Here is a 13,063-nt window from a genome sequence, read left to right as displayed (position 1 = left end):
TGAAAGTGAGAAGAGAGAAGTCAGGCCTTTATGCCGAATGAGCGAGTACCTGAGCGGGTATTGCCCTTGGCGTCATAGGTCAGGGAGTTGCGATCACGCAACTTGCTCAGGAAGCTTGCCAGGCGTCGGTTGGATACGATGCTGAGTTCGAGCAGGCGGCCATTGAGGTCATTTTGTTCCTGGCAGGCATCGAGTTTTTCACGCAGGAGATGCATCTTCTCGGGAAAAGCGTTCAGCTGTTGTTGCAGATCGGGCAGCTGGGCCAGGGTCTGATCCAGCACTTCAATATCGGCAAGCAGTTTCTGCTTGCGCTCTGCCAGCTCAGGCAGCGCCAGTGCCTGGTGCTGTTTGAGCAGGTTAAATTCCTCCCCCAGCAAACCTTGCATCTGGGAGAGGTATTCGTCTTGGGTATGCAGCAGCGAAGGTAAATCCATCATCCCAGCAGCTTGTCCAGATTGGATTCAAAGCTGAACATCTTCTTGGCCACAGCTTCACTGTTGACCTGATATTCACCATTGGCCACGGCTTTCTTCAAGCTCTCGACCCGGCTTTCATTGCCGGTAGTAGAGGCTGAGTTGAGGTTTTTCTGCACCTGTTGCAATTGCTGCGCCTCATTGGTCAAGGAGACGGAGTCGGTCCTGACGGTAGCCGCACGGTTGTCGGGGGATGAGGTCGCTGGTTTGGTATTGGCACCCAGGCTGCTACCGGTGTTTTGCAACCGATTGTTCGCTAGGTTATTGATATTGTTGATAGCCATGTTATTTACCTTCGTCTGCTTTGCTGTTCGCTTACCTGTTTATCGGTGACGGTCGTCAGAACTTTAGAAAAAAGTGGCCTAAAACATTCAGAAAGTGACCACCACGGTACCGACTGCGCTGACTTTTCCCTGCACCGTTTTTCCTGAACGAATATTGACGAGTTTGATCATGTCTCCGAAGCTACCATCTTGCAAGGCTCGGGCCATGGTTTTGATTTGCATGCTGCTATTTTCTGCACTGAGTGTGACTTGATCGCCTTTGCACACCACGCAGACCTGGGTGAGCCGTATGGGCTGACCCGGTTTGAGCTCCCGCTTGCTACGCACGCCTATCAGGGGGGTCGGATCGCTGAGATAGTCACCCCGGATCAGCGTCTGATCCTGATAGGCTAGTGTCAGCATGCTTTCGCTGAGGATGTCGCCCTTGGCCACCGGCGCTGAGACGGTCACATAGGGCTTTTGTATGCTGACCCGAACCGGCAGATAGAGATCCCAAGGTTTATCCTCCTCGCATTTGAGGTAGACAGTGGTGTTGCGACGCACCTCCATCCTGGCGGGAAAACTGATGGTCAGATGCTCTTCGCAGCGGCTCAGAGGCAGACGGTCATCGATGGAGGCTGCTAGCACCTGCGCCTGGGCGTCGAGCGGAATATCGAGCTGGCCTAGCACAAACTCTTGCGCCATTTCTTGCAGATAGCTGGTCACCTCGGAAGCCGTGGTGTGAGATATGCCGCAAAACAGCAGTAAGATGAGGAAAAGTCTACTAATCATTTTCGCTCGCAGGCCGATAAGTTGTTCACGCGTATCACCACATTTAACTATGCTTGCTTCAGAATTCGTTTGTAGTGACATTGATAGTCTGACGTAAGCCAACACGCATGCATGATTAGTGCCAAGCGTTTTTAGGGAGTGTTTATGGCCAGTATTCTGGACTCGGTCAACCAACGTACCCAGCTGGTGGGACAAAACAGGTTGGAGTTGTTGTTGTTTCGTCTCAATGGACGTCAAAGATTTGGCATCAACGTATTCAAAGTGCGTGAAGTGTTGCAATGTCCCTTATTGACCGTCATGCCCAAGTTGAACTCCTGCATTCGCGGGGTTGCCCATATCCGTGGCCAGACCATTTCGGTGATCGATCTCAGCATGGCGGTGGGCAAGCGTCCCATCGAGGATCTGAGCAAGTGCTTTATCATCATTTCCGAGTACAACCGTTCCGTGCAGGGCTTTTTGGTGCACTCGGTCGAGCGCATCATCAACATGAACTGGGAATCCATTCTGCCCCCCCCAAAAGGGGCTGGTCGCATCAACTACATGACGGCGGTCACCGAGGTAGATGGCGAGCTGGTGGAGATCCTGGACGTTGAACGTATCCTCAACGAGATATCTCCGGTGTCGACCGAGGTGAGTGCCGAGCTGGTGGATGCCAGTATCGAGCACAATACCCATGGTCGTCCCGTGCTGGTGGCAGATGACTCTTCTGTTGCTCGCAAACAGGTCCAGCGGGCCCTCGAGGCTATCGGTGTACAGTGCGTGCTGGCCAAGGATGGGCGCGAGGCGCTCAACATGTTGCTGGAGATGGCCAAGAATGGCCCCATCAAGGATCAAATTGCCCTGGTGATCTCGGACATCGAGATGCCGGAAATGGACGGTTATACTTTTACCGCCGAGATCCGCAACAATCCCAATCTCAAGGACTTACATGTTATTCTGCACACATCCCTCAGTGGGGTGTTCAATCAGGCCATGGTGCAGAAAGTCGGTGCGAACAATTTCATTGCCAAATTCCAGCCGGATGAATTGGCCAAGGCCGTACAAGGCGCACTCTAATCAAGAAGAACAAACTGCATGAAGACACTTTCGGACGACTTATACAAACAATTCAGCAACTTTCTGGCAGTACAGAGCGGGATCGTGCTGGGTGACAACAAACAGTATCTGGTCAAGAGTCGGCTTTCGCCCTTGATGACTCAGTTTGGTATTGAGAGTTTGTCTGATCTGGTTACGCGAGCGATGAGTGTGCGTGAGCGCGACCTGAAAATGGCAGTGGTTGATGCCATGACTACCAACGAAACCCTGTGGTTTCGGGATACTTATCCATTTCAGTTGCTGACGGACAAGATTTTTCCTGAGCTTGGCAAGAGCGGCCGTCCGATCAAAATCTGGTCGGCCGCGTCCTCATCCGGTCAGGAGCCCTATTCCATCGCCATGACGGCATTGGAGCAGCAGGTCAAGAAGCCGGGTACCTTGCCCGGTGGCGTGCAGATCGTGGGCACAGATATTTCCAGCACTATGCTAAACCAGTGCAAGGAAGGGGTGTACGACAGCCTGGCGCTGGCCCGAGGCCTGTCGCCGGAGCGCAAGAAGCTGTTCTTCGAACCTTATGGTGACAACAAGATGCGGGTGGTGGAGCGTGTCAGAAAATTGACCACCTTCCGGCCACTGAATCTGCTGGAGAGCTACAGCCTGCTCGGCAAGTTCGACATCATCTTCTGCCGCAACGTACTCATCTATTTTGCACCGGAAGTGAAGTCCAAGATCCTCAACCAGTTCGCCGGCAGTCTCAATCCCGGTGGTTATCTGATGCTGGGGGCTTCCGAGTCACTGGCCGGTCTGACCGACAAGTTCGAAATGGTCCGCTGCAATCCCGGTATCATCTACAAAGTCAAATAATCCCCGCCTAAATCCCCTTTGGCACGCCTCTTGCTAATAATTTATCAAGCAGGAGGTGTGCTATGGCAATTTCATTCGACAAGGCATTTGGTATTCATCAATACGCGCTGAGCGTTCGCTCCAAGCGTGCAGAGGTGTTGTCCAGCAACATTGCCAATGCGGATACCCCGGGTTTCAAGGCCAGGGATATCAACTTCTCACAGGCACTGGAAGGGGCCCAGCATCGGCAGGGGTTCGGCCTGGCGACGACCAGTGAGAAGCACTTCGCCTTGCAGTCGGATGCCCCAGGCCTGACGCAGTACCGCAATCCCCTGCAGCCCGACACCGGTGATGGCAACACGGTAGATGTGCAGCAGGAGCGCAGCGAGTTTTTGCGTAACAGCCTTGAGTACCAGACCTCCCTTGAGTTTATGAATAGCAAGATCAGTGGCCTGCTGAAGGCGCTGAAAGGAGAACAGTAATGAGTTTGTTCAAGGTCTTTGACATTGCAGGCTCGGCCATGAGTGCACAGTCTGTTCGACTCAACACGGTGGCCAGCAACATGGCCAACGCCGACAGCGTCAGCTCCAGTGTGGAAAATACTTACCATGCCAGGCGGCCAATTTTTGCCGCTCAGCTGGATCGGGCCATGTCAGACAAGCAGGCATCCGTCGGGGTCGAGGTGAAGGGGATTGTCGAGAGCGAGGCGCCCTTGCTCAAGGAGTACAACCCGGGCCACCCCATGGCTGACAAGGATGGCTTTATTTTCAAGCCCAACGTCAACATGGTGGAAGAGATGGCAGACATGATCAACGCCTCACGCAGTTATCAGACCAATGTGCAGGTTGCCGATTCTGCCAAGAAGATGCTGCAGCAGACGCTTCAGCTTGGCAAAGGGTAAATAGAGGGCCTTTATTATGTCTGACATAAATAATCTTTATTGGAACCCCTCTAGTAATGCAGGCGGCCCAACCTCTAGTACCAACAATGCGACAACGCCAAAGAAAGAGCTGGATCAGGCGTCGTTTCTGAAGCTGCTGACCATGCAGCTCTCTTATCAGGATCCGTTCAAGCCGGTGGACAATGCCCAGATGCTGTCCCAGATGACATCGATGTCGACCTCGGAAGGGATATCGAGTCTGTCGACCCAGATGGGCAATCTGAATACCTTGATGACCTCCAGCCAGGCGCTGCAGGCCTCTGCTCTGGTGGGGCAGAATGTACTGATCCCCTCCAATACCGGCTATCTGGAAAAAGATGGCGAGATTTCCGGGGTGGTCGCTGTCGGCGACAAGACAATGTCGAACGTGAAAATCACAGTTGAAGATGAAAAAGGGCAGGTTATCAAGTCCTTCTCCCTTGAGGGAGAACATAAGGGTAACGTGTCCTTCAGCTGGGATGGGACCGACCAGGACGGTAAGCCCGTCAAAGAGGGCAAGTACCAGATTAAAGCAACCGGCACTGTGGCCGGCATATCAGAGAGCATTTCGGCCTTGACCTATGGGCGAGTAGAAAGCGTCACCCTGGGTAATGGCACCTCTCCCACCCTGGTTAAATTGAAAGGACTTGGGGCCATTTCTCTGGGGGATATCCTGGAGATTGCCGGTACCAATTCCAACCAGACCACACCACCAACGACCAAGCCTACAGCATCGATCTAAGGAGCTGGATATGTCATTTAACAATGCCTTGAGCGGTGTCAACGCGGCACAAAAAGATCTGAACGTTACCGCCAACAACGTTGCAAACGTCAATACCATGGGCTTTAAAGAGTCCCGTGCCGAGTTTGCGGATGTGTACGCCAACTCGATTTTTGTCAATGCCAAAACACAGGTCGGCAACGGGGTGGCAACGGGGGCGGTGGCGCAGCAGTTTCATCAGGGGGCGTTGCAATTTACCAACAACGCCCTGGACCTGGCGATCCAGGGCAATGGTTTTTTCGTCACCTCTGACGGCCTGACCAATCTTGACCGTACCTATACTCGGGCTGGGGCCTTCAAGCTCAATGAAAACAGCTATATGGTCAACAATCAGGGCCACTATCTGCAAGGCTATGAAATTAACGCGGATGGTACGCCCAAGGCGGTCAGCATCAACGCCACCAAGCCAATTCAAATACCGGATCGGGCGGGTCAGCCTAAAATGACCTCGCTGGTGGAAGCAAGTTTTAACTTGAGCATTGAAGCGAAAACCAAGCCAACAAACCCCGCCGATTTTAAACCCACGGACTCAACAACCTTTGCAAACTCAACATCCGTGACGATCTATGATTCGCTCGGCGCCCCCCATGTGATCACCAAATATTTTGTTCGCCATGAGGACCCGGCTAATCAGGGGCAGCCACTAAACCCGGGCACCTGGAGCATGTTCGCATATGAGGGTGACAAGCCTATCAACATTACGGGTGGGGTAAGCCCCGGAGGTACCATTCCCACTGGCATTAAGATGGTGTTTACCAACGGTGGCAAATTGGATACGACCACCCCGGTTGCTCCGATCAAAACCGAAGTGTTAGGAGGGCCCCCGGGGGCCGGGATTATTACCAACGGTGCGGATCCCGATCAATCAATGGAAATTCGTCTCGGTACCGTTACCCAATTCAACTCCCCTTTCGATGTTACTAAACTGACCCAGGATGGCGCTACTGTTGGTCATCTGACCAAGGTGGAGATTACGCCGGACGGTGTTGTTTCTGCCACCTACAGCAATGCGACGACGTTAAAAGTCGCCATGGTTGCGCTGGCAAAGTTTGCCAACTCGCAAGGACTGACTCAGGTCGGCGATACCTCCTGGCGCCAGTCTCTGCTTTCCGGTGATGCGCTGCCCGGCACGCCTAATTCGGGTACCTTGGGCAGTATCAAGTCTTCAGCGGTGGAGCAATCCAACGTGGACTTGACCACCCAGCTGGTGAACCTCATCACGGCCCAGCGTAACTTCCAGGCCAACTCCCGCTCGCTGGAAGTGAACAGTTCATTGCAGCAGACCATACTGCAGATCCGTTAAGTGACTTCATGATGACAAGGGCGCCTCGGCGCCCTTTTTTCGAGCGTTTCCCTCCTGTTTTATCTCCCCCCTTGTATTCATGAACCGGTGTTGGCACTCAAATTGCAGTTATCTCTCCAGAGTCATCAGTTTGACGGAGGATCCCATGGATCACCTGCTTTACATCGCCATGTCCGGGGCCAAGGAGAACATGCACAGCCTGGCTGTGCGTGGCAACAACCTGGCCAATGCCAACACTATCGGCTTCAAGTCTGACTTCGAGCAGGCGCGCAGCATGCAGGCGTTTGGCGAAGGGCTGCCATCCCGGGTGTTCGCCATGACGGAGCGGCCGGGTCAGAACCTGCAGCATGGCATGCTGATGACCACGGGGCGGGATCTTGACGTGGCCGTTGACGGTCAGGGCTGGATCGCGGTGCAGGATCCCAATGGGGGTGAAGCCTATACCCGGATGGGCAACTTGCAGCTGAGTGCGACCGGCAACCTGCAGACCTCTACCGGTCTCAATGTCGTGGACGATGATGGCCAGCCTATCGTGCTGCAGTTACCGATGGAAAAGATCGAGATCAATCGGGATGGCACCATTAGCGGTCGTCCCGAAGGTGCCGCGGCCAACTTGCCCGAAGATTTCCAGCGTATCAAGTTGGTAAAGCCTGCCGCCGATGCGGTGGAGAAGGGGCAGGATGGTTTATTTCGTCGCAAGGATGGCCAGAATGAAGCCGCCTCGGCCAATGTCGGCCTCATCGCCGGCTCGCTCGAGGGCAGCAACGTCAACGTGGTCGATGAGATGACCAACCTTATCCGGTTGCAACGTCAGTTCGAAACCCAGGTCAAAATAATGAAGACCGCGGAAGAGAACGACGAAGCTCAAACCCAGCTGCTGCGTATCAGCTAATCAAGGAGTTTTAAATGAACCCTGCACTCTGGATCAGCAAGACAGGCTTGGATGCACAGCAGACCAACATTGCGGTCACCTCGAACAACCTGGCGAACGCCAGCACCGTGGGCTTCAAAAAGTCACGGGCCATCTTCGAGGATCTGCTTTACCAAAATATCAACCAACCGGGTGGCCGTTCGTCGGCGGATACCGAGCTCCCTTCCGGCTTGATGCTGGGTGCCGGTGCCAAGGTTGTTGCCACCCAGAAAAACCATAGCCAGGGCAACGTACAGACCACGGACAACTCGCTGGACCTGATGATCAGCGGCCGCGGCTACTTCGAAATCCAGTTGCCCGATGGCAGCGCCGCCTATACCCGCAACGGTCAGTTCACCCTCAATGATGAAGGGACTATCGTCACCCCGGGCAATGGCTACCCGCTGCAACCCGAAATCCAGATCCCCGAGAACAGCGAGAGTGTGACAGTGGGAGAGGATGGTCAGGTATCCGTCAAGCTCAAGGGGGATGGCGCATCCCAGGTGGTGGGCCAGATCAACACCTCTGACTTCGTCAACGCCTCCGGCCTGCAACCCATGGGTGAAAACATGTTTGTCGAGACCCAGTCCAGTGGTGCTCCCATTCAAGGAACTGCCGGAGCGGACGGGCTCGGCGTCATCAAGCAGGGCATGCTGGAAACGTCCAACGTCAACGTGACCGAAGAGCTGGTCAACCTGATCCAGGCCCAGCGGGTCTACGAGATGAACTCCAAGGTTCTCTCGGCGGTGGACGGCATGATGTCCTTCCTGATCCAGCGTACGTAAGTGGGTGGTGGACACCATGAACTCATGTTTGGTCTCGCGCACATCGGTAGGAGGTGCATGATGAAAACCATATGGATGCTGGGGCTGGTGGCGCTGGGTGGCTGCAGCAGTACCCTCAACACAGCCAAGCCGGATGACCCCGAGTTTTCCCCTGTATACGGGGAATCGGAGTCTGTCTCCGTCAGGCCGACCGGTGCCATTTTTCAACCGGATCAGGCCAACAGCATCTATTCGGACATCAAGGCGCACAGGGTGGGTGACATCATCACCATAGAGCTGGCCGAGTCGACCTCGGCCTCCAAGAAGGCCAATACCCAGAGCGGCAAGGACAATAAGCTGAACATGGAGCCTGTCATCCTGGGCGGTGTCCCGGTCACGGCTGGCGCTTATGATCTGTCGGCATCTCTGGGCCAGAACAGCGCTTTCAAGGGGCAGGCCAAGGCGGATCAGAGCAACAGCCTGCAGGGCAATATCTCGGTCAGCGTGGCCAAGGTGTTGCCCAATGGCAACCTGCTCGTGCGTGGCGAGAAGTGGATCATGCTCAACAATGGCAACGAATATATCCGGATCACCGGCATGATCCGCCCCGAAGATGTGACGGCCGAGAACAGCGTGTCGTCACAGCGGGTCGCCAATGCCCGCATCCATTACGGCGGTACCGGCGATCTGGCCAACAGTCAGGAGCAGGGGTGGCTTACCAGCTTTTTCAATGGCCCCTGGTGGCCGCTCTAGGAGATGTTATGAAGTCACTCCGTCTTGTGACCCTGATCTGCTGCCTGATGCCCTTGGGAATGGCCCACGCCTCCCGTATCAAGGACATCAGCTCGGTGGAAGGGGTACGTAACAACCAGCTGATTGGCTACGGTCTGGTCGTTGGCTTGCCCGGTACCGGCGAGAGGAACAGCGCCTTCACCGAGCAGACCTTCCGCACCATGCTCAACAACTTCGGTATCAAGGTGCCGGACAACATCAGGCCCAAGATCAAGGACGTGGCGCCTGTGGCTATTCATGCAGAGTTGCCTCCGTTCGCCAAGCCTGGCCAGACCATAGACGTGACGGTATCGGCCATCGGCGAGGCCAAGAGCCTGCGGGGTGGCACCCTGCTGCAAAGCTTCATGAAGGGGCTGGACGGGCGTGTCTATGCGGTGGCGCAAGGCAGTCTGGTGGTAGGGGGGCTGGGCGCTGAAGGGGCCGATGGCTCCAAGGTGGTGATCAATACGCCGACGGTGGGGCGTATCGCCAACGGCGCGACTGTGGAGCGGGAGGTACCGAACTCCTTTAGTCAGGGGGATACCATCACCTTTAACCTCAATCGCCCCGATTTCACCACGGCCCGCCGGCTGGCGGACGTGGTCAACGATCTGGTGGGCCCCAACACGGCGCAGGCGCTCGATGCGACCTCGGTCAAGGTCTATGCACCGCGGGATCCGGGGCAGCGAGTCTCCTACCTCGCCACCATCGAAAATCTGGAAGTAGACCCGGCCAGCGAGGCCGCCAAGATCATCGTCAACTCCCGTACCGGCACCATTGTCATTGGCAGCCAGGTGCGGCTCAAACCGGCGGCCATCAGCCACGGCGGGCTGACGGTGACCATAGCCGAGAATCAGCAGGTGTCACAGCCCAACCCGCTCTCTGACGGCCAGACGGTGGTGACCAACAACTCCACCATCAATGTGCAGCAGGAGCAGGGACGCATGTTCAAGCTCGATACCGGCGCGACCCTGGATGATCTGGTGCGAGCAGTGAATCAGGTCGGGGTGGCGCCCGGCGATCTGATGGCGATCCTGGAGGCGTTGCAACAGGCGGGCGCTATCGAAGGTCAGCTGGTCATACTGTAACAAGCGGCAAGGGGTTGCCACGGGCGGCAATGAGGTAAGCAAAATGGCAGAATTTGACACCAACAGCGGCGTGAATATGGGGATGGTGCAGGATATCAAGAACCTGGACCGCCTGCGCCAGCTGAGCCAGAGCAAAGAGGGCAAGGCCGAGGCGCTCATGGCCGCCTCTCGCCAGTTCGAGTCCATCTTCACCCAAACCCTGTTTCAGGGCATGCGTCAGGCCAACCAGGCCTTGACTCAGGACAACCCCATGAACAGCAGCTACACCCAGTTCTACGAGGGCATGCTGGATGAACAGCGGGTCGCCGACATGACCAGCAAGGGAGGCATGGGGCTGGCCGAGATGGTGGCCAAGCAACTCTCACCCGAGACCTTTACCCGTCACGATGGACGTGTGCTCAAGATGCCACAGCGTACCGAACGGGTCTACAAACCCTACCAGCCCCCCACCTCTGGCCCAAACGATCTCATCTCCGCCTCAAAAGTTGGCAAAGATTTTGCTAACAAAGAGATGCGTGCCGATGCTCAGCCGCTGGCTGTGCCGCATCGCCCCCGTCGCACGATTCCCCCCATGGGGCCCGCGCAGGGGGCCAAGGCGCTGGACAGGACAGCGCAAGTGTTTGAAACCCCGGAAGAGTTCGTTAATCGCCTGATGCCACTTGCCAAGAAGGCGGCGGACAAGCTGGGGCTGAGCCCGGCGGTGCTGGTGGCCCAGGCGGCGCTGGAAAGCGGCTGGGGTAAACGGGTGATCAAGAACGGGGAAGGGCAGGTGACCCACAATCTGTTCGGCATCAAGGCCGATCCGCGTTGGGAAGGCCCCAAGGCGGTGGTCAACACCCTGGAATATGAGCAAGGGGTGGCCTCGCGCCAGAAGGCATCGTTTCGCTCTTACGAGTCGTTCGAGGAGAGCTTCAACGACTATGTCGATTTCCTGACCTCGGGGTCTCGTTACAAGGGTGCCCTGACCAAAGTGGACAGCCCGGACCGTTACTTCGAGGCCTTGCAACAGGCCGGATATGCGACGGATCCCCAGTACGCCAGGAAACTGAAACAGGTATTGCGCAGTGATGCCATTGCCGGCTACTCCGCTACCAACCACACAGAAATGGAGCTGTAAGTCATGGCAAGCGATCTGCTTGGAATTGGTACCTCGGGTGTGATGGCCCAGCAGCGACTGCTGCAGACCACCAGTAACAACATAGTGAACGTCAATAGCCAGGGCTATGTGCGTGAACGAACCCTGATCTATACCAGTTCCGTCGGTCTGGGCACGGGCGACATGCTGACCGAGCGGGTCATCAATGCCTATGCCCAGGGCGAAGTGCGGCGCGACACCTCCGCCTATTTTGCCTCGGCGACCCGCTACGAGCAGCTCTCCAATACCGATACCCTGCTGGGGGACACCAGCAACAGCGTCGGGACGGCCATCACCTCCTATTTCAAGGCGTTTCATACCGCCAACGAGGCGCCGGCCGATATTGCCGGCCGCAAGATCACCCTGAGCGAGCTCAGCGGCATGGTTAACCGCTTTCATACCCTGTCGTCCCAGCTGGACAAGCAGACCGACACCATTAACACCACCATAGGTGACGAGACCCAGCGGGTGAATGGCCTCATCAACAGCATCAACGATCTGAACCAGGCCATCATCCGTACTCAGGGCTCGCCGGAAGAGAACCTGATGCTGTCCGATCAGCGGGATGAAGCCATCCGCCAGCTTTCCGAGAAGATGGAGATCCGCACCATGCCCCAGGCCAATGGCAGCGTGCTGATCAATATGAGCACGGGTCACTCCCTGGTGCTCAATAGCGGGGTGGCCCAGTTCAGCGTCGTGCCGGGTGATCCTGATCCCCGCGAATCCGAGCTGCAGCTGATCGCGGGGACCAACAAGACCCGCATTAACGAGAGCAGCATTGGTGGCGGCGTGGGGGGCTTGTTCTCCGCTCGTGGTGATCTGGAGCCGGCCAAGCGCGAACTGGGTCAGTTGGCCGCGGCCATGGCCGATGCCATGAACCAGCAGAACCAGCTGGGCATGGATCTGGATAACGAGTTGGGGGGGGATCTCTTCTCCCTTGGTGTCAGCGATGGCCTGCCTTATGAAAAAAACACAGGTACAGGTGCTGCCAAGGTCAATTTCGTGCCTGGTAAGGGTAGTGAAGTGACCACCTTCGATTACGAGATACAGTTCAGCAGCGCCACAGGTTATGAGGTGTTCTCCCTCGACAAGGATGGCAATCGTACCTCGCTGGCGACCGGTACCACGCCCCCGGCCAAGTTTCAGCTCCCGGGCCATGGTATCGAGATTGATCTGTCCGGCACGCCAGCGGCAGGGGATCGCATCCTGCTGCAGCCGACCAAGCGGGCCGCCGCCAGCTTGGGGCAGCTTGTCACCCGTCCCGAGGATCTGGCGCTGGCATCCCCCCTCAAGGCGGACAAGAACAAGAGCAACAACGGCTCTGCCGAGATCAAGTTCAACGGCATCTTCAACACCAGCACGGGTTCGGGTTTTGGTACCAACACCCTGGATCCGACGGCACCCCAGGTGGTGAAAGTCGACGACAGCGGTAACTACAAGGTCTATGACGGGAACAACAACCTCCTCGGGGTCGCGCCAGCTTCCAGCAAGGGCCAGAATTTGATGGCTGCCATCGAGAACCCGCTGCCAGGTCCCAAGGTCTATGCCGATCCGACCCAGACACCTGGCTACGAGTTCAGCATTACCGGCACGGTAGCCGCCAACGACAGCTTCACCCTGAGCTATAACAAAAATGGTTTTGCCGATAACGCCAATGGCCTGGCGCTGGCTGAGCTGCAGAACAAGGATCTGGTGCGCAAGAGCACCAATACCGGCACCAGCAATGACAAGATGACCTTCAACGAGGCCTATTCCGGTCTGGTGACCGGGGTGGGTATCAGCACCAGCCAGGCCAAGACGCTGCTCAAGGCCAACGAGGCAAAATTGACCCAGAGTACCAATATTTTCGAGAGCGTCTCCGGTGTGAGCCTCGAGGAAGAGGCGGCCAATCTGATCCGCTTCCAGCAGTCTTATGCGGCATCGGCCCAGGTGGTCAGTACGGCCAAGACCATCTTCGACACCCTGTTGTCATCAGTGAGGTAAGTT

The 13,063-nt window shown here is 56.3% G+C and carries 15 protein-coding genes; 12 read left to right on the top strand and 3 right to left on the bottom strand.

The features are described 5' to 3' along the window. Positions 1–20: 20 nt before the first annotated feature. The 3 genes from WJM78_RS13460 to flgA form a co-directional block, all read right to left on the bottom strand. On the bottom strand, positions 21–437 hold the full coding sequence (locus WJM78_RS13460) for a flagella synthesis protein FlgN (protein ID WP_042036429.1): 417 nt from the start codon (positions 435–437) through the stop codon (positions 21–23). After that, on the bottom strand, positions 434–757 hold the full coding sequence (flgM, locus tag WJM78_RS13455; RefSeq protein WP_339009834.1) for a flagellar biosynthesis anti-sigma factor FlgM: 324 nt from the start codon (positions 755–757) through the stop codon (positions 434–436). Before flgM ends, WJM78_RS13460 begins: the two co-directional genes overlap by 4 nt. Before the next feature lie 87 nt (positions 758–844). Next, entirely contained in the window at positions 845–1,450 is a 606-nt protein-coding gene (gene flgA / locus WJM78_RS13450) for a flagellar basal body P-ring formation chaperone FlgA (protein ID WP_275929972.1), read from the bottom strand. A gap of 222 nt (positions 1,451–1,672) precedes the next feature. Here flgA and WJM78_RS13445 point away from each other — a divergent pair, with 222 nt between their 5' ends. The 12 genes from WJM78_RS13445 (at position 1,673) to WJM78_RS13390 (ending at position 13,060) form a co-directional block, all read left to right on the top strand. Continuing rightward, positions 1,673–2,584 (top strand): chemotaxis protein CheV, encoded by a 912-nt coding sequence (locus tag WJM78_RS13445; protein WP_339009832.1) that lies wholly within the window; start codon positions 1,673–1,675, stop codon positions 2,582–2,584. An 18-nt stretch (positions 2,585–2,602) separates the two neighbouring features. Further along, positions 2,603–3,427 (top strand): CheR family methyltransferase, encoded by an 825-nt coding sequence (locus tag WJM78_RS13440; RefSeq protein WP_042036433.1) that lies wholly within the window; start codon positions 2,603–2,605, stop codon positions 3,425–3,427. A 62-nt stretch (positions 3,428–3,489) separates the two neighbouring features. Then, positions 3,490–3,888, top strand: coding sequence for a flagellar basal body rod protein FlgB (gene flgB / locus WJM78_RS13435; protein ID WP_108537813.1), 399 nt, complete (start codon positions 3,490–3,492; stop codon positions 3,886–3,888). Next, positions 3,888–4,307 (top strand): flagellar basal body rod protein FlgC, encoded by a 420-nt coding sequence (flgC, locus tag WJM78_RS13430; protein WP_339009828.1) that lies wholly within the window; start codon positions 3,888–3,890, stop codon positions 4,305–4,307. Before flgB ends, flgC begins: the two co-directional genes overlap by 1 nt. A 16-nt stretch (positions 4,308–4,323) precedes the next feature. Continuing rightward, positions 4,324–5,067: a flagellar hook assembly protein FlgD gene (locus WJM78_RS13425; protein WP_339009826.1), complete on the top strand. Its 744-nt coding sequence runs from the start codon at positions 4,324–4,326 to the stop codon at positions 5,065–5,067. A gap of 10 nt (positions 5,068–5,077) precedes the next feature. Then, positions 5,078–6,409 (top strand): flagellar hook protein FlgE, encoded by a 1,332-nt coding sequence (flgE, locus tag WJM78_RS13420; protein ID WP_275929955.1) that lies wholly within the window; start codon positions 5,078–5,080, stop codon positions 6,407–6,409. A gap of 145 nt (positions 6,410–6,554) precedes the next feature. Beyond that, on the top strand, positions 6,555–7,301 hold the full coding sequence (gene flgF / locus WJM78_RS13415; RefSeq protein WP_108537809.1) for a flagellar basal-body rod protein FlgF: 747 nt from the start codon (positions 6,555–6,557) through the stop codon (positions 7,299–7,301). Positions 7,302–7,315: 14 nt separating this feature from the next. After that, complete coding sequence (gene flgG / locus WJM78_RS13410; protein WP_042036440.1) at positions 7,316–8,104, top strand: flagellar basal-body rod protein FlgG; 789 nt, start codon at positions 7,316–7,318, stop codon at positions 8,102–8,104. A 60-nt stretch (positions 8,105–8,164) separates the two neighbouring features. Then, entirely contained in the window at positions 8,165–8,836 is a 672-nt protein-coding gene (gene flgH, locus WJM78_RS13405) for a flagellar basal body L-ring protein FlgH (RefSeq protein ID WP_108536316.1), read from the top strand. Between the two features lie 8 nt (positions 8,837–8,844). Then, positions 8,845–9,942 carry a flagellar basal body P-ring protein FlgI gene (locus WJM78_RS13400; RefSeq protein WP_042036444.1) on the top strand — a complete coding sequence of 366 codons (1,098 nt, stop codon included), beginning with the start codon at positions 8,845–8,847 and terminating at the stop codon, positions 9,940–9,942. Positions 9,943–9,985: 43 nt separating this feature from the next. After that, positions 9,986–11,059 (top strand): flagellar assembly peptidoglycan hydrolase FlgJ, encoded by a 1,074-nt coding sequence (gene flgJ / locus WJM78_RS13395; RefSeq protein WP_287146764.1) that lies wholly within the window; start codon positions 9,986–9,988, stop codon positions 11,057–11,059. Between the two features lie 3 nt (positions 11,060–11,062). Further along, positions 11,063–13,060 (top strand): FlgK family flagellar hook-associated protein, encoded by a 1,998-nt coding sequence (locus WJM78_RS13390; RefSeq protein WP_339009819.1) that lies wholly within the window; start codon positions 11,063–11,065, stop codon positions 13,058–13,060. Positions 13,061–13,063: the final 3 nt, after the last annotated feature.

Origin of the sequence: Aeromonas popoffii (assembly GCF_037818705.1) — a bacterium.
GTDB classification, from domain to species: domain Bacteria; phylum Pseudomonadota; class Gammaproteobacteria; order Enterobacterales; family Aeromonadaceae; genus Aeromonas; species Aeromonas popoffii.
This window is presented reverse-complemented; position numbering and strand designations above follow the sequence as displayed.